Below are 15,226 nucleotides of genomic sequence, written 5' to 3' on the forward strand. Positions count from 1 at the left end.
GCTTGCGGCCTAGTGATAATGGGACATGCGACGATGAGGGGACGTGCCATGTCAAGGATCGCCGTGGGAATTGCCGCCATTGTCTTCGCAACGGCGCTGTGCGTGGCGGACTTCGCGATCGCGAAAGGAGGACATGGTGGTGGCCACGGCGGTGGTCGTGGCGGCGGCCATCATGGCGGCGGCCATCGCGGTGGCGGACATGGTCACGGCCATCATTTCGGCGGGCGTCATCATGGCGGCCATTTTCACGGCAGGGCGCATCATCGTTCATTCAGGGCGCATCACCGTTCATTCTCTGCACACCGTTCATTCTCTGCACATCGCATGAACTTTGCCGGCAGCGGCCGCGCGCTGAATTCGCGCGCACTCGCCCGCAGCTATCGCCACACCGCTGCGCTGCATAGTCCCGCCATGCGGGCCAGCGTGACCGCGGGCGCCGCACTGGCAGGGTGGCAATACGGGCGCGGCAGGGGTGGCGGCTGGTGGCGGCACGGCAATGGCGGGTACGGCTGGGTCGGGCCGCTGTTCTGGCCGTTCGCCTATTACGACATCTACGACTATACGCTTTGGGGACCGAATGTCGGCGCGCCGTTCTGGTACTATGGCTACGACGATATTTATGCCGGCCTGTTCGGGCCCTACGACTATCAGGGCCTTACCGGCTACCTGCCGCCGCGCGGTTCTCCGGGCGGCGGACCGGACCGGCTGGCGCTGTTATGCGGTGAAGACAGCCGCGAAATCGCAGGGCTCCCGATCGACCTGATTGCGCAGACGATCGAACCGACCGAAGCGCAGCGCACAGCCCTCGACGATCTTGCCAATGCGTCGGTGACATCTGCACAGAAGATCAAGGCGGCATGCCCGACGTCGATCGCGTTGACGGCGTCCGGCCGGCTGGCCTCGATGCAGCAGCGCATCGAGGCGATGATATCAGGTGTCGCGACCGTGCAGGCGCCACTGGACAGGTTTTACAGTCTTCTGAACGACGAGCAGAAAGCGCGGCTGAACGCCGTCGCTGAAGAACAGGAACGGAAAGCCGAAAGGCGCCGCAGCAGGTCCCTGGCGCGGCCCTGCGACGTCGCGCAATCATCGGCCCTGCAATGGCCGACCGAGGAAATCGATGCAAGGCTGCAGCCGACTGACGTGCAGCGCACCGGCCTGAAGGCCCTGCAGAACGCTAGCACCAAGGCCAGCGAGATGCTGAACGCATCATGCCGGCCCGAAGAGGCCGCCACGCCGTCCGCGCGGCTCGCCGCCGCAGGCAAGCGGCTCGATGTCATGCTGCAGGCGGTCAAGCAGGTGCGCACCGCGCTTGATGACTTCTATGTCACCTTGAACGACGAGCAGAAGGCGCAGTTCGAGGCCATCGGCCCGCGGCGGACATCTTTCGCCGACAGGGCGGACATGATGCAACGGCGCAGCCGCCGCTAGTTCGGAGGCGGTGACAACGCCTGCGATCCCGGCCTATGGTTCGGCATAACAACATGCCCAACAAAAGAGGCCGCCGAATGACTGCCAATCCGGTTCTGTGGAATCTCGACGCGCGCGGCGTCGCCACCGTCACGCTAAATCGCCCCGAGGTGAACAATGCCTATGACGCCGGGCTGATCGGCGGCGTGCTCGCGGCGATGGACGAGCTTGGCAGGAAGCCGAGCCTTCGCCTCGTGGTGCTGAAGGGCAATGGCAAGCATTTCCAGGCCGGTGCCGACCTGAAATGGATCAATGGCGTGCGGCCGAAATCAACGGAAGAGAACGAGGCGGTCTCGCGCGCGACGTTCGAAGCGGTGCAGCGGCTGAACACGCTGCCGATCCCGACGGTGGCGTTGGTGCAGGGTGGCTGCTTTGGCGGCGGCACGGGGGTGATCTCGGCCTGCGATGTCGTGATCGCCGCCGACAACGCGATGTTCTCGATCACCGAAGTGCGCTGGGGCCTGACGGCTGCCATCATCATCCCACAACTCTGCGACGCCATCGGCGTCCGCCAGGTCCGCCGCTATGCACTGACCGGTGAACGCTTTGGCGCGGAGGAGGCACGCCGTATCGGGCTGGTGCATGAAGTGGTGCCGCTGGCCGAGCTGGAGGCCGCGGGCGCCAAGGCGGTCGAGCAACTGCTTGCCAATGGCCCAGAAGCTTTGGCCGAAACCAAGCGGCTGGCGATGGAAAGTTCATTCGGTGGCATGAGCGTCGATGACGCGGCTTATGCGCGGCTGGTGAAGTTGCATTCCGCGCGGCGGCAGACCAGCGAGGCGTCCGAGGGGCTGGCGTCGTTTGCGGAGAAGCGGGCAGCGAATTGGGGGAAGGGCGCATAAGCTCAATCTCACGCGCTGTATGATGTCCATTGCAGGAGTATCGGATTTGCCATCCAAGCGAATCGCGATTGCCGGGCTGGGCGAGATCGGACGAACCGTGGCGCGCAAGCTGGCGGAGGGACTGCCGGGTCTTTCGCTCGCGGCCATCACGACGAGGGATCACGGGAAGGCGCAAGCCTGGCTCGATCGCGAAGGCTTCTCCTGCCCGCTGGTTACGCTCGATGAGATACCCGCTCACTCCGACCTCGTTGTCGAATGTGCGCCGGCAGCGATCCTCGATCAGATCTGCCGGCCGATGCTGAGCGCCGGCAAGCAGGTCATGGTGCTGAGCGCCAGCGCGCTGCTACCGCGTTCCGATCTCGTCGATCTGGCGCGGGCGCATGGCGGTCAGATCATCGTGCCGACCGGTGCGCTGATCGGCTTCGATGCGGTTTCGGCCGCCGCCGAAGGCACGATCCATTCGGTGCAGATGGTTACGCGCAAGCCGCCGAAGGGGCTTGCCGGGGCGCCTTACCTGATCGAGAACCGGATTTCGGTGGAGGGGCTGACATCCGCTCTCTGCGTGTTCAAGGGCTCGGCGCGCGATGCGGCTGCCGCCTTTCCCGCCAACGTCAATGTCGTGGCGGCATTATCGCTGGCCGGCATCGGTCCCGACCGAACCACGATCGAAATCTGGGCCGATCCGGCCGTGACGCGGAATTGCCACCAGATCAGGGTCGAATCCGACTCGGCGTCGTTTTCGATGTCGATCGAGAACGTGCCGTCGGAAAATCCGAGGACGGGCCGCATCACCGCACTCTCGGTGATCGCGGCGCTGCGCAAGCTGACCTCGCCGCTGCAGGTCGGAACGTAATCCCTTTTCTACAGCGCCGGCGCTAGCGCGCGCTTCAATTGCTGTAGCAGCGCCTGCACGGCGGCGGCGTTGACCCGTCGTTCGGGAATAGCCGCCTTGACCCACAGCTCGGGAATTACAAATTCCGGCAGCACGGCCTGCAACGTGCCGTTGCTCAGCGCGTCCGCAACGAGATAGTGCGAGATCAAGGCAATACCATTGCCTGCAACCGCGCTCTTCACCAGCACGTGGCCTTCGTTCGAACTCAACAGCGGGCGCACCTGGATGCTGGTTCGGCCACGCGGGCCGTCAAAAGTCCATTCCGATCCGGTGGGCAGAAAGCTCAGGCACTGATGATCGACCAACTCGCGCGGATGCCGCGGCACGCCATGCTCGGCGAGATAGGCCGGCGAGGCGCACAGCAATCGCTTGAGCGAACAGAGCGGCTCGTCAACGACGCCGCCGCATGAATGCGGGAATGCGCCGATGGCGATGTCGAATCCTTCCGTCACTGGATCGACCGGGCGGTCGATCAGCACGATCTCAAGCTTCAGCCGCCGGTTTTGGGTCTGGAAGGCGCTGAACACATCGGCAAGCCGGGCGATGGTGAGCGAGGTCGGGGCCTTGATGCGGAGGTGATCGACCAGATCGCTGTCCTTCTCGCCCATGCGCGCGAGCAGGTCGCCGACGTCGGCCACCACGCCGCGGGCGCGATGCAGATAGCGTTGACCCGCCTCCGTCAATCGCAACTGGCGGGTCGAGCGTCGGAACAGCGCGATGCCGATCTGGGCTTCGAGCTGCGTGACCCGCTTGGACACCACCGAGGTCGAAACATGGAGCTTGCGGGCCGCGGCCGAAAAGCCGCCAGCCTCGGCCGAGGCCAAAAAGGCCTGAAGGTTGGTGAGCGTATCCATCCACTTTTCACGATTCGAGAAAGCTGATCGCGCAATTTGCTGGATTGTAGTCTGTTGCGCATCAATTCATAGTGCCGGCAACAAAACCAGGGACGGAAAGCCACCAGTGTCGGCCAAAACGATCGAAGAACCCGCGCGCCGGGTGCCCGTCTATGGCGAATATGAAGTTGCCGTCCTCGGCGGTGGGCCCGCCGGCATTGCGGCTGCCGTGGCTGCTGCACGCGCGGGCCGCCGCACGCTTTTGATCGAGCGCTACGGCTTTCTCGGCGGCATGGGCACGGCGGCGGGCGTGACCAATTTTTGCGGGCTGCATGCCAACGTCCATGGCGAGATGCACCGGGTGGTGCAGGGCATCGCCTCCGATCTGCTGGCGCGGATCGACCGGCTCGATGGGCTCAACACGCCGCATCTGATCCTCGGCAAGATTTTTGCGCAGGCCTACGACACCGCCGCCTACAAGATCGCGGCCGATGACCTCCTGGCCGCGCACAAGGTCGACATCCTCTTTCACGCGCTCGGCGCCGGCGTGGTGATGGATGACGACCGGCGCATCCATGCGCTGATGGTGGAGACCAAAGCGGGCCGTCAGGCCGTGCGCGCCGGCATCTTCATCGATTGCTCCGGCGATGGCGATCTCGCGGCCCGGGCGGGCGCGCCGTTCGAGGTCGGCGACAATGCCGGCAGCATGCTCTACCCGTCGATGATGCTTCGTCTCAACGGCATCGATCCCGAAAAGGCGGGCGAAGCCTGGCGGACGATACCGGCGCTGATGGAAAAGGCCGAGGCCGCGGGCACGCATCGTTTCCCGCGCAAGTCCGCGATTGTGCGACCGCAACGCTCCGGCATCGAATGGCGGGTCAACTTCACCCAGCTTGCGCGCGAGGACGGCAGCGCGGTCAGCGGGATCGACCCGACCAGATGACGCGCGGCGAGATCGACGGACGGCGGCAGGCGGTGCAGGCGTTCGAATTCCTGCGCACCGTGCCCGGTTTTGAGAAATCCTACATCGTCGATCTGCCGCCGCAGCTCGGCATCCGCGAGACGCGGCGCGTGATCGGCGGCTACATGCTGTCGGGCGAGGACGTGCTTGGCTGCGCCTCGTTCGACGATTCCATCGGCGTCAATGGCTGGCCGATCGAAGCGCATGTCGCGGGCGATGTGATCTTCAAGTTCCCGCCAATCCCGGAATCGCGCGGTTTCAACGAATTGCCGTATCGCATGCTGGTGCCCGAGGGCATAGACAACCTATTGATGGCCGGGCGCTGTGCCTCGATGACCCATGAGGGCCAGTCGGCGGCTAGGGTCTCCGGCGCCTGTTTTGCGATGGGCGAGGCGGCGGGTCTCGCGGCGGCGCTGGCGCTGTCGGGAAATACGATTCCGCGCGACATTGCGGTTGAAAAGTTGCAACAAACGTTGAAACAACAGGGCGCGTTCATCGGGCGGGACCAGAGCGTGCCCGAGGGGTTATAAAAGAGTTGCGGAGGAAACCGGATGTCAAAATTTGCACGGCTCGCGCTGGCGGGCCTGCTCGCGGTGGCGGCAAGCGGGATCGCGCGGGCTGACGAGGCGCTGAAGGCAAAAATCGGCGTGCTCCGGCTGTCGTCGTCGGCGCCGGTGTTCATCGCGCAGGACAAGGGCTATTTTCGCGAAGCGGGCCTCGATATCGAACTGAAATTCTTCGACGCGGCGCAGCCGATTGCGGTCGCGACCACGTCCGGCGACGTCGATTTCGGCATCACGGCGTTTACCGCCGGGCTCTACAATCTCGCCGGCAAGGGCACGCTGAAGGTGATCGGCGGCATGAGCCGCGAGAAGGCCGGCTATCCCCTGATCGGCTATTTCGCCAGCAATAACGCCTATGCGGCGGGTTTGAAGACGCCGAAGGATCTCGCGGGCAAGCGCATCGCGGTGACACAGGTCGGCTCTTCCTTTCACTATTCGCTGGGACTGCTGGCCGACAAATACGGTTTCAAGCTGGCGGACGTGAAAGTGATGCCGCTGCAGTCGCTGTCGAACGCCGCGGCGGCGCTGAAGGGCGAAACCGTCGACGCCGCACTGCTGCCGATTTCGACGGCGCGGGCGCTGGTGGATTCCGGCGGCGCCAAATTTCTCGGCTGGGTCGGCGACGAGACGCCGTGGCAACTCGGCGCAGTGTTCGCCTCGCCGAAGACGATTGCCAACAAGGCGCTGGTCACCAAGCTCTTGGCCGCGCTGGTGCGCGCCGACCGCGAATATCACGACGTGATCCTGGCCTCCGTGAAGGACGGCAAGGCCGAGATCAACGACAAGACAAAACCGCTGCTCGAGATCATCGCCAAATACACCAATCTGCCGGTCGAGCAGGTGGTCGGCAATTGTGCCTATATCGATCCCGACGGCAAGCTGGATGTGAAGAATGTCGATAACCAGATCGCGTGGCTGCAGGAGCAGGGCTTTGTCGACAAGGGATTTGCAGCGGATGCGATCATCGCGAAGGAATATGTGAAGGCGGATTGAGGGAGCCAATGCCGTCATTCGAGCGAAGCGAAGCAATCCATCTCGCCAAGCAAAGGAAGAATGGATTGCTTCGTCGCTTTGCTGCTCGCAATGACGGAGCCAGTATCGAGCTCGGAACCACATGGATCTGATCGCCGACCATATCAGCCATCGCTTCGGCCCCCTCGACGTGCTCGACAAGGTGTCGTTCACCGTCGCCTCCGGCGAAGTGGTCGCGATCGTTGGTCCTTCCGGCTGCGGCAAGAGCACGCTGCTGTCGATCCTCGGCGGGTTGCTGCGCCCGAGCGGTGGAAGTGCGGAGCTGCGCGGCGCGCCGCCGGCCGAAAGCCTTAATCCACTGACGTTCGTGTTTCAGGATTTTGCGCTGCTGCCGTGGTGCACGGTGGAGGCGAATGTGGAGTTTCCGCTGGTTCATACCGGTCTGAGCAGCACCGAGCGCCACACCGTCGTCGATGATGCGCTGCGCCGCACCGGGCTGTCGGATTTTCGCGGCGCCTATCCGAAGCAATTGTCCGGCGGCATGCGCCAGCGCGTCGGCATTGCGCGGGCGCTGGCGGTGCGGCCGGCGATCCTGTTGATGGACGAGCCGCTGTCGGCGCTGGATTCGCAGACCCGCGAATTGCTGATGGAGGATTTCATCCGCCTGCTCGCCGACGGCGCGATGGGCGCGGTCTATGTCACGCATAATCTGGAAGAGGCGGTGCGGCTCGCCGACCGCGTCGTGGTGCTGTCGCGGCGGCCCGGCCGGGTCCGCGAGGTCGTGACGATCCCGATGACGCGCGCCGAGCGCGGCGGTATCGACGCCCGTGGCCAATTGCTGTCCTTGCAAAATCAGCTGTGGTCGCTGATCCGCGACGAGGCGATCGATGCCGAGCGCGAGGTGCAGCATGCTTGAGCGCATCCCCGCGCAGCAGCAGGACGAGAGCCAGAAGCGGCCGGTCGGCTTCCGCGGCGCGGGCTTTATGCCCGGCGGTGGGCGCGTCTCGGGGTGGATCGCGCTGGTGCTGGTGATCGCGCTCTGGCAACTCGCCGGCAGTGCAGGCTGGGTCAATCCGCTGTTCCTGCCGGCGCCGTCGGCGATTGCAGTCGCGATCTACAAGCTCGCCATCAGTGGCGCGCTCTGGCAGCACGTCTCGGCATCGGTCGTTCGCATCGGCTCAGGCTGGCTGATCGGCACGGCGCTGGGTGTGATCGTCGGATTTGCGATCGGGCTGTCGACGCTGGCGCGCGGCGTCGGCATCACCTTCATCTCGGCGCTGTTTCCGATTCCAAAGATCGCGCTGCTACCGCTGCTGATCCTCTGGCTCGGGATCGGCGAGGAGCCGAAGATCGCGACCATTGCGCTTGGCGTGTTCTTCTCCACCGCGATCTCGGTCTATAGCGGCGTCGACGCGGTGCCGCGCAACCTGATCCGGATGGCGCAGAGTTTTAATGTGCCGTTCCATGCCATTGTCCGCCGTGTGATCTGGCCGGGCGCGCTGCCCTCGATCCTCGCGGGGTTTCGCATTACGGCGTCGGTGGCGCTGTTGCTGGTGGTCAGCGCGGAAATGATCGGCGCCCAGTTCGGCATCGGCGCCTTCGTGCTGCAGGCCGGCAATCTGATGCAGACTGATCAGCTCCTCGCCGGTGTCGTGATCCTGTCGCTGTTCGGACTGGCGGTGGGGAAGGCGATCAACGTGCTGGAAGCGAAGCTGCTACACTGGCGGTGAAGCGGCGCGAGAAGCGGCCCTCGGCGTCATTGCGAGGAGCGAAAGCGACGAAGCAATCCATACTTCGCTTGCGGCACTATGGATTGCTTCGCTTCGCTCGCAATGACGGGGGAGAGACCGTCACATCACCTCACGCATTCCCGCGATCTTCGCGGAACAGATCCAGCTTCTGCTGCACCGGACGGTCGGAGAACGAGAACAGCACCGCATCGGTGTCGGCCTCGTGCGTGACCCAGTGCCAGCTCGGCACCACGAACAGGTCGCGCGCGCTCCATTCGAAGGTCTGCTCGCCGATCCGCGTGCGGCCCTTGCCTTCGATCGCCGCGAACACGGTGGCGTCGGTCGAGCGGTAGCGCGCGGTCTTGAAACCCTTCGGCAACAGCTGGATGAAGGTGCCGATGGTCGGCATCGCGAAATCGCCGGTCTCCGGGTTGGAGAATTTCAGCTTCAGCCCGTGGCAGGCGTCCCATTCGTCGCGCGTCTTGGCCTGCTCCAGCGCCTCGCGGGTGTAGCTATAGGGATAGTTGAAGATCGGCGAGGTCTTGGATTTGCGCTTCTCGTCGACCGGCAGCAGATTGTGGCCGTAGCGCGCAAAACTGTCGCCGGCGGGTTTTGAGAGCTTCTGCTGGTCCTCGTTCGATCCTTCGGCAAAGGAAGCGTCGAAGAATTGCACCATCGGGATGTCGAGGCCGTCGAGCCAGAACATCGGCTCAGAGGTCTCGTTGGAATGGTCGTGCCAGGTCATCGAGGGCGTGATGATGAAATCGCCGGGCTCCATCGCGGTGCGCTCGCCGTCGACGGTGGTATGGGCGCCCTTGCCCTCGAGCACGAAGCGGAGCGCCGACTGGCTGTGCCGGTGGGCCGGCGCGACATCGCCCGGGACCACCATCTGCACGCCGGCGAACAGCGAGGTCGTGACCTTCGATTGGCCGCGCAGGCCTGGATTCTCCAGGACCAGCACCCGCCGTTCGGCTTCCTTGGCGGTGATCAGCTTGCCCGCTTCGTTCATGTAGTCGCGGATGGAATCGAATTTCCACAGATGCGGGCGGCAGGCGCTGCGCGGCTCCGGCGTGACGAGGTCGCCGAGCACGTTCCACAATGCCGAGAGATTTTCGCCGTCGATCTTCTTGTAGAACGCCTCGCGCTCCGGGGTCTTCTGCACGGCTTCCATGGTCAAGCCTCCCGTCATTATTGTGTTCTGCCAATTGACAGTATACTTACAATATGGGTAGCGTCAATGACCGCCAATCAAGGGCGTAATGACAATAGACCGGGAGGTTCCGATGAAGCTGCATGGCTATTTCCGCAGCAGCGCCGCGTATCGGGTCAGGATCGCGCTCAACCTCAAGGGACTTACGGCAGAGCACCTGCCGCATCACCTTCGCAAGGGCGAACAGACCGCGCCCGACTATCTCGCGATCAACCCGCAGGGGCTGGTGCCGACGCTGGAGGGCGACGGCGGGACGGTGCTGACCCAGTCGCTCGCCATCATCGAATGGCTGGAAGAGACCCATCCCAATCCTCCGCTATTGCCAAAAGATCCGCTGCGCCGCGGCAAGGTGCGCGCGTTTGCGCTTGCGATTGCCTGCGACATCCACCCCGTTCAGAATTTGAAAGTGCTGGCCCGGCTGCGCCAGCTCGGCCTGGCGGAGGAGAAGGTGACGGAGTGGGCGGCATGGGCCAATCGCGAGGGTCTTGCCGCCTGCGAAGCCCTGGTAAGGGACGAGAAGGGGTCGTTCTGCTTCGGCGTAGCGCCGACAATGGCCGATCTGTGCCTGGTGCCGCAGCTCGCGAATGCGCGGCGCTTCGGCGTCGACGTATCAGGCTTTCCCCGCCTGCTCGAAGCCGAGGCCGTGGCCAAAGAGATGAAGGCGTTCGCGGATGCGGCGCCGGACAGGCAGCCCGATGCCGAGTAAGCCGCCGCCCATCACCATGGACGCGGTCTACACCGCGCCCGGCTATCTGTTCCGGCGGATGCAGCAGATCGCGGTCTCGATCTTCGTCGAGGAATGCAGCGCGTTCGACCTGACGCCGGTGCAATATGCGGCGCTGGTGGCGATCCACACCCATCCCGGCATCGACGCCACGCGGCTGTCGGCGGTGATCGCGTTCGACCGCTCCACGCTCGGCAACGTGATCGAGCGACTGGAGAGCAAGGCTTTGATCGAGCGCAAGCCGTCGCGGGAGGACAAGCGCGTCAAGCTGCTATATCTCTCGAAATCGGGCGCGATCGTGCTGCGCGACATCATGTCCTCGGTCGAGCGTGCGCAGGTCAGGATGCTGCAGCCGCTGAAGCCGGCCGACCGCAAGACGCTGCTGGCGCTATTGACGCAGCTCGTCGATCTCAACAACGAGGCCTCTCGCGTACCACTGCGTGCCGAAGACGCGCTCGAACATCTCGGGAAATCGAACTGATGGACGCAGGGCCAGTTCTCATCGCAGGTGGCGGGATCGGCGGGCTCGCCGTAGCGCTTGGGCTCGCGCAAAAGGGCATCCGCTCGATCCTGCTGGAAAAGGCATCGACGCTCGGCGAAATCGGCGCCGGCATCCAGCTCGGGCCCAACGCCTTCCACGCCTTCGACTATCTCGGCGTCGGCGAAGCGGCGCGTGGCATGGCGGTCTATATCGATCAGCTCCGGCTGATGGATGCGCTGACCGCCGAAGAGATCACCCATGTCGATCTCGGCGAAGCGTTTCGCTCGCGCTTCCGCAATCCCTATGCTGTGGTGCATCGCGGCGATCTGCACGGCGTTTTCCTGCGTGCTTGCCAAAGCCACGAGCTGATCGAACTGCGCGTCAGCAGCGAGGTGGCTGGCTACGACCAGGACGGCGCGTCGGTGACGGCGCGGCTCTCGAACGGCGAACGCGTCACGGGGCGGCTGTTGATCGGCGCCGACGGGTTGTGGTCGAACGTTCGCAAGCAGGTGGTCGCGGATGGGGCGCCGCGCGTGTCCGGACACACGACGTATCGCTCGGTGATTCCGACCGAGCAGATGCCGGAAGATTTGCGCTGGAACGCGGCGACGCTGTGGGCCGGGCCGAAATGCCATATCGTGCATTACCCGCTGTCGGGCTGGAAGGTGTTCAATTTGGCCATCACCTGTCACAACGACGCGCCGGAGCCGGTGGCGGGCAAGCCCGTCACCGACGAGGAAGTCATGCAGGGTTTTAGCCATGTGAATGAGCGCGCCAAGGAGATCATTCGTCACGGCAAGAACTGGCGGCTCTGGGTCCTGTGCGACCGCGATCCGGTCGAGCGCTGGGTCGACGGCCGGGTTGCGCTGCTCGGCGATGCCGCGCATCCGATGCTGCAATATTTCGCGCAAGGCGCCTGCCAGGCGATGGAGGACGCGGTGTGCCTGTCGCACATGCTGGCGAGCCACGATGATTATGCGACGGCGCTGGAAGCCTATCGCGCGCAGCGCTTCCCGCGCACCGCGAAGGTGCAGTTGCTGTCGCGCGCGATCGGCGAGCACGTCTATCACCCGGCCGGCGAGCATGCCCGCATCCGCAACGCGATCATGAGCGCAAAGACGCAAGGTGAGTGGCAGGGCGATCTGGCGTGGCTCTATGGCGGAACCGGATTGGATAGTTGAGACCGTCATTGCCTGCGACAAACGCGAAGCGTTTGTGCAAGGGAGCTCGCGACAAAATTGCAGAGCAATTTTGCGCTGAAGTGACGAAGCAATCCATCTATCCCCGAGTGGAAAGATGGATTGCTTCGCGGAGCCTGTCATCGGGCGCGCATTGGCGCGACCCGTTGGCTCGCAATGACGGTGAAACCGCTACATCTTCATCAACGCCTGGCGGTCGATCTTGCCGGTGCCGGTTTTCGGCAATTCGGCGATGAAGGTGATTTCGCGCGGATATTTGTAGGGCAACAGTTTCGCCTTAACGTAATCCTGCAATGTCTTGGTCGCGCTCCTGGTGTCGAACTCGCCCTTGTTCATCACGACCACCGCCTTCAGCGTCATGCGCCGGTCGGGTAGTTCGGCGGCGAACACGGCGCATTCCCTGATGTCGGGATGTTCAGCGAGGCAGAGTTCGACTTCGAGCGGGTAGACCCACTGGCCCGAAATCTTGATCAAATCGTCGGCGCGGCCGCGGAAGAAATGGAAGCCGTCGGAATCGCGCATGAAGCGGTCGCCGGTGTAGATCCAGCCACCCTCGCGGATAGTCTCGGCCGACTTGTCGGGCCGGTTCCAGTACAGCGGCGTGTTGGAATCGCCGCGCACCCATAAAATGCCTTCCTCGTTGTCGCCGACTTCGCGGCCGTCCTTGTCCCTGAGCAGGATTTCGTAGCCGGGCACGCGCAGGCCGGCGGCGCCGAGCTTTTTCTGCTCGGGGCGGTTGGAGAGATAGATGTGCAGCACCTCCGTCGAGCCTAACCCCTCGATGATCTCAAGGCCGGTCAGTGTCTTCCAGCCGTTGAAGACTTCCGCCGACAGCACCTCGGCTGCAGATAGCGCCATCCGCAATGACGAAAAATCGACTGCTGCCGCACCCTCGGCCTTGGTCAGCGAGGTATAGAGCGTCGGCAATCCGTAGAACACGGACGGCCGATATTTTTCGATTGCCTCGAAGATCGTTGCGGGCTTCGGCTGGCCGGGCAGCAGCAACGTCGCCGCGCCGACCGAGAACGGGAAGGTGATGGCGTTGCCAAACCCGTAGGCGAAGAAAATCTTTGGCACCGAGAAGCAGATGTCGTCGGGCCCGAGCTTGAGCACGCTGCGTGCAAAGGCCTGCTCGCTATAGGCCATATCGTGCTGCAGATGCACGATGCCCTTTGGGCGTCCGGTCGAGCCGGATGAATACATCCAGAACGCCATGTCGTCGCGTCCGGTGTCGGCCTCCGGCAGATCGGTCGGGAATCCCTGCAGCCATTGTGCTGCGTTGAGGGCCTTCGGCACGGCGTGTTCGCCTGCGGTCCCATTGACCACAATAAGGGTTTGCAGCGGCGTGTCCTTGCAGGCCTCGGCGTTGAACCGCGGCGCGAACTCGGCCTCCGCGACGGCCACGGCGGCGCCGGCGTCGGAGAGATAGAACTGCAGGAGGTCCGGCGGCGTCAGCGTGTTGATCAACAGCGGCACGAAGCCCGAACGCACCGCGCCGAAAAACGCCGCCGGATAGGCCGGCGTGTCGTCGAGGAACATCAGGATGCGGTCGCCACGCTTCAGGCCGAGCGACTGAAAGCCGTGACCCCATTGCGAGGCCTCGGCGCAGAGCTCGGCATAGGTCCGCGTGCCACCGGGGCCGGTCAGCGCTAGCCGGTCGCCGCGACCAGCCGCGAGATTGTCGAACAGGATGCGGCCGGCGTTATAGCGTTCTGGGATCGCAAAGCCGATCTCGCGCGCGCCCGGATTGTCGCGGGGCACCAAATCGGAAATCGTCGTCGTCATGCCTGGCTCCCGATTTTCTTTGTCGATTCGTAGCGCGCCATGAATTCCGGCGACATCGCGCGCAGCCGCGCGTCGGCGATCCGCCCGGAGCGGGTGATGTAGCTGTAGGCAAAATCCATCAGCTCGAGCTTCATGTGTTCGCCGAAGCGTTCGTACCAGTCGGCGCTGGTGCGCGCCGCCGTCACCAGCTTCTGCACGATCGGCTTGCGCTCGGCCTGGTAGCGGGCAAGGCCAGCGGGAATATCGCCTTCCGCCTCCAGCGCCTTGGTCAGCGCGATCGCGTCCTCGATCGCGAGCCGGGTGCCCGAGCCGATCGAGAAATGCGCGGTGTGCAGGGCGTCGCCGATCAGCGCCATGTTGGCGTGCGACCAGTTCTCGTTCCAGATCCACGGAAAATTGCGCCACACCGATTTGTTCGAGACCAGCGGATGACCGTCGAGCGTTTCGGCGAAGATCTCCTCGCAGATCGCCTGCGACTGTTCGATGGTCTTGTGCTCGAAGCCGTAAGATCGCCAGGTCGCCGCATCGCATTCGACCAGGAACGTGCTCATGGAAGGCGAATAGCGATAGTGATGCGCGTTGAACGAACCGCGATCGGTCTTTACAAAGGTCTGCGACAGCGTGGCAAAGCGCTTGCTGGTGCCGTACCAGGCGAATTTGTTGGTCGAATGCGAAACCGAGGCGCCGAATTCCTTTTCAAAACCGCGGCGCACCAGCGAGTTCAGCCCGTCAGCGGCGACGATCAAGTCGTATCCCGCAAGTTCGTCCAGCGACTGGATCGTGGTGTCGTATCGCGCCGTCACGCCAACTGCACGCACGCGCTGCTGCAGGATGGTCAGCAATTCGAGCCGGCCGATCGAGGAGAAGCCGATGCCGTCGATCTCGACGCTCTCACCCCGCAGATTGAGCGTGATATTCTTCCAGCTCTCCATCCGCGGCGCGATGGCATCGACCGTCTCGGGGTCGTCGGCGCGCAGGAATTCCAGCGCCTGCTCGGAGAACACCACGCCAAACCCCCAGGTCGCGCCTTCGGGATTCTGCTCGAACAGATCGATATGAGCGTCCGGATGACGCCGCTTCCAGAGATAGGCGAAGTAGAGGCCGCCGGGGCCTCCGCCAATGACGGCGATACGCACGTCTTCCTCCCAATCGACAGTATACTTACTAATTTGGAATGGAGACTAATCCGCGCCGGATATTTGCGCTACAGAAAAATCATTGGGGAATGCGGCGGCCGCCCGGTCCCGACGTCAGGACCGGGCGGCAATGGCCCTGTTTCTTACCGCCCGTTCTGTCCGCGAACGGTTGTCCGCTCTGCGGTGACTTGGGCGTTGCCGAAGCATTGGGGCTCAGGTGCAGCGGCGAACCTTGACGCCGTTCACCCACACGGTCTTGCAAACCTTGACCGGCTTGCGGACGACGACTGCGCCGCGAGGCCCGGCGCAGCCGGCGCGAACGACGCCGTCGGCGCATACTGCGGCGTTGGCTTCGATCGACGTAAAACTCAGGGTAGCGCCCAAGGCGAGGAAGGCGGATGCAATAATCAGCGAGTAACGCATATTGGTCT

General features: G+C 63.9%; 15 protein-coding genes and 1 pseudogene. 11 read left to right on the forward strand and 5 right to left on the reverse strand.

What is annotated here, in order from left to right:
* Positions 1 to 133: 133 nt before the first annotated feature.
* From ACH79_RS43835 to ACH79_RS12790, 4 genes are all read left to right on the forward strand, one after another.
* On the forward strand, positions 134 to 328 hold the full coding sequence (locus tag ACH79_RS43835) for a hypothetical protein (RefSeq protein ID WP_246738510.1): 195 nt from the start codon (positions 134 to 136) through the stop codon (positions 326 to 328).
* Positions 325 to 1,431: a Spy/CpxP family protein refolding chaperone gene (locus ACH79_RS12780; RefSeq protein WP_246738511.1), complete on the forward strand. Its 1,107-nt coding sequence runs from the start codon at positions 325 to 327 to the stop codon at positions 1,429 to 1,431. The genes ACH79_RS43835 and ACH79_RS12780 overlap by 4 nt, the downstream gene beginning before the upstream one ends.
* A gap of 77 nt (positions 1,432 to 1,508) precedes the next feature.
* Positions 1,509 to 2,309, forward strand: a complete 801-nt coding sequence (locus ACH79_RS12785) for an enoyl-CoA hydratase-related protein (protein WP_161851343.1) — start codon at positions 1,509 to 1,511, stop codon at positions 2,307 to 2,309.
* 22 nt (positions 2,310 to 2,331) lie between these two features.
* Positions 2,332 to 3,162, forward strand: coding sequence for an aspartate dehydrogenase (locus ACH79_RS12790; RefSeq protein ID WP_371419391.1), 831 nt, complete (start codon positions 2,332 to 2,334; stop codon positions 3,160 to 3,162).
* An 8-nt stretch (positions 3,163 to 3,170) separates the two neighbouring features.
* Here the strand turns inward: ACH79_RS12790 and ACH79_RS12795 are convergent, their stop codons facing one another.
* A complete protein-coding gene (locus ACH79_RS12795) occupies positions 3,171 to 4,055 on the reverse strand; it encodes a LysR family transcriptional regulator (protein ID WP_161851345.1) in 885 nt (294 codons plus the stop codon).
* A 106-nt stretch (positions 4,056 to 4,161) separates the two neighbouring features.
* Between ACH79_RS12795 and ACH79_RS45070 the strand changes: the two are divergent.
* The 4 genes and pseudogenes from ACH79_RS45070 (at position 4,162) to ACH79_RS12815 (ending at position 8,260) form a co-directional block, all read left to right on the forward strand.
* Positions 4,162 to 5,525, forward strand: a pseudogene (locus ACH79_RS45070) (FAD-dependent oxidoreductase).
* A gap of 21 nt (positions 5,526 to 5,546) precedes the next feature.
* A complete protein-coding gene (locus tag ACH79_RS12805) occupies positions 5,547 to 6,551 on the forward strand; it encodes an ABC transporter substrate-binding protein (RefSeq protein ID WP_161851346.1) in 1,005 nt (334 codons plus the stop codon).
* A 121-nt stretch (positions 6,552 to 6,672) separates the two neighbouring features.
* Positions 6,673 to 7,446, forward strand: a complete 774-nt coding sequence (locus tag ACH79_RS12810) for an ABC transporter ATP-binding protein (protein WP_161851347.1) — start codon at positions 6,673 to 6,675, stop codon at positions 7,444 to 7,446.
* Complete coding sequence (locus ACH79_RS12815; protein WP_161851348.1) at positions 7,439 to 8,260, forward strand: ABC transporter permease; 822 nt, start codon at positions 7,439 to 7,441, stop codon at positions 8,258 to 8,260. Before ACH79_RS12810 ends, ACH79_RS12815 begins: the two co-directional genes overlap by 8 nt.
* A gap of 130 nt (positions 8,261 to 8,390) precedes the next feature.
* On the opposite strand, the gene gtdA is transcribed toward ACH79_RS12815, so the two are convergent.
* Positions 8,391 to 9,431 carry a gentisate 1,2-dioxygenase gene (gene gtdA, locus ACH79_RS12820; RefSeq protein ID WP_161851349.1) on the reverse strand — a complete coding sequence of 347 codons (1,041 nt, stop codon included), beginning with the start codon at positions 9,429 to 9,431 and terminating at the stop codon, positions 8,391 to 8,393.
* Between the two features lie 112 nt (positions 9,432 to 9,543).
* Between gtdA and maiA the strand changes: the two genes are divergently transcribed.
* From maiA to ACH79_RS12835, 3 genes are read left to right on the forward strand one after another with little or no spacing between them, the layout of a single operon-like run.
* Positions 9,544 to 10,176: a maleylacetoacetate isomerase gene (gene maiA, locus ACH79_RS12825; protein ID WP_161851350.1), complete on the forward strand. Its 633-nt coding sequence runs from the start codon at positions 9,544 to 9,546 to the stop codon at positions 10,174 to 10,176.
* Positions 10,166 to 10,675, forward strand: a complete 510-nt coding sequence (locus ACH79_RS12830) for a MarR family winged helix-turn-helix transcriptional regulator (protein WP_161851351.1) — start codon at positions 10,166 to 10,168, stop codon at positions 10,673 to 10,675. Before maiA ends, ACH79_RS12830 begins: the two co-directional genes overlap by 11 nt.
* Complete coding sequence (locus ACH79_RS12835; RefSeq protein ID WP_161851352.1) at positions 10,675 to 11,856, forward strand: 3-hydroxybenzoate 6-monooxygenase; 1,182 nt, start codon at positions 10,675 to 10,677, stop codon at positions 11,854 to 11,856. The genes ACH79_RS12830 and ACH79_RS12835 overlap by 1 nt, the downstream gene beginning before the upstream one ends.
* 189 nt (positions 11,857 to 12,045) lie before the next feature.
* Here ACH79_RS12835 and ACH79_RS12840 read toward each other — a convergent pair whose 3' ends face one another.
* From ACH79_RS12840 to ACH79_RS12850, 3 genes are all read right to left on the reverse strand, one after another.
* Entirely contained in the window at positions 12,046 to 13,659 is a 1,614-nt protein-coding gene (locus tag ACH79_RS12840; protein WP_161851353.1) for a benzoate-CoA ligase family protein, read from the reverse strand.
* On the reverse strand, positions 13,656 to 14,795 hold the full coding sequence (locus tag ACH79_RS12845) for an FAD-dependent monooxygenase (RefSeq protein ID WP_161851354.1): 1,140 nt from the start codon (positions 14,793 to 14,795) through the stop codon (positions 13,656 to 13,658). The genes ACH79_RS12840 and ACH79_RS12845 overlap by 4 nt, the downstream gene beginning before the upstream one ends.
* Positions 14,796 to 15,008: 213 nt before the next feature.
* Positions 15,009 to 15,218 carry a hypothetical protein gene (locus tag ACH79_RS12850; protein ID WP_161851355.1) on the reverse strand — a complete coding sequence of 70 codons (210 nt, stop codon included), beginning with the start codon at positions 15,216 to 15,218 and terminating at the stop codon, positions 15,009 to 15,011.
* Positions 15,219 to 15,226 lie beyond the last annotated feature (8 nt).

The sequence above is a fragment of the Bradyrhizobium sp. CCBAU 051011 genome (assembly GCF_009930815.1).
In the GTDB taxonomy this organism is placed as follows: Bacteria; Pseudomonadota; Alphaproteobacteria; order Rhizobiales; family Xanthobacteraceae; genus Bradyrhizobium.

Coding starts and splice junctions, on each gene's coding strand:
- ACH79_RS12780 (WP_246738511.1), top strand. CDS start 325: ATGAACTTTGCCGGCAGCGGCCGCGCGCTGAATTCGCGCGCACTCGCC.
- ACH79_RS12795 (WP_161851345.1), bottom strand. CDS start 4,055: ATGGATACGCTCACCAACCTTCAGGCCTTTTTGGCCTCGGCCGAGGCT.
- ACH79_RS12830 (WP_161851351.1), top strand. CDS start 10,166: ATGCCGAGTAAGCCGCCGCCCATCACCATGGACGCGGTCTACACCGCG.
- ACH79_RS43835 (WP_246738510.1), top strand. CDS start 134: ATGGTGGTGGCCACGGCGGTGGTCGTGGCGGCGGCCATCATGGCGGCG.
- ACH79_RS12785 (WP_161851343.1), top strand. CDS start 1,509: ATGACTGCCAATCCGGTTCTGTGGAATCTCGACGCGCGCGGCGTCGCC.
- ACH79_RS12810 (WP_161851347.1), top strand. CDS start 6,673: ATGGATCTGATCGCCGACCATATCAGCCATCGCTTCGGCCCCCTCGAC.
- ACH79_RS12815 (WP_161851348.1), top strand. CDS start 7,439: ATGCTTGAGCGCATCCCCGCGCAGCAGCAGGACGAGAGCCAGAAGCGG.
- maiA (WP_161851350.1), top strand. CDS start 9,544: ATGAAGCTGCATGGCTATTTCCGCAGCAGCGCCGCGTATCGGGTCAGG.
- ACH79_RS12835 (WP_161851352.1), top strand. CDS start 10,675: ATGGACGCAGGGCCAGTTCTCATCGCAGGTGGCGGGATCGGCGGGCTC.
- ACH79_RS12790 (WP_371419391.1), top strand. CDS start 2,332: ATGTCCATTGCAGGAGTATCGGATTTGCCATCCAAGCGAATCGCGATT.
- ACH79_RS12850 (WP_161851355.1), bottom strand. CDS start 15,218: ATGCGTTACTCGCTGATTATTGCATCCGCCTTCCTCGCCTTGGGCGCT.
- ACH79_RS12805 (WP_161851346.1), top strand. CDS start 5,547: ATGTCAAAATTTGCACGGCTCGCGCTGGCGGGCCTGCTCGCGGTGGCG.
- ACH79_RS12840 (WP_161851353.1), bottom strand. CDS start 13,659: ATGACGACGACGATTTCCGATTTGGTGCCCCGCGACAATCCGGGCGCG.
- gtdA (WP_161851349.1), bottom strand. CDS start 9,431: ATGGAAGCCGTGCAGAAGACCCCGGAGCGCGAGGCGTTCTACAAGAAG.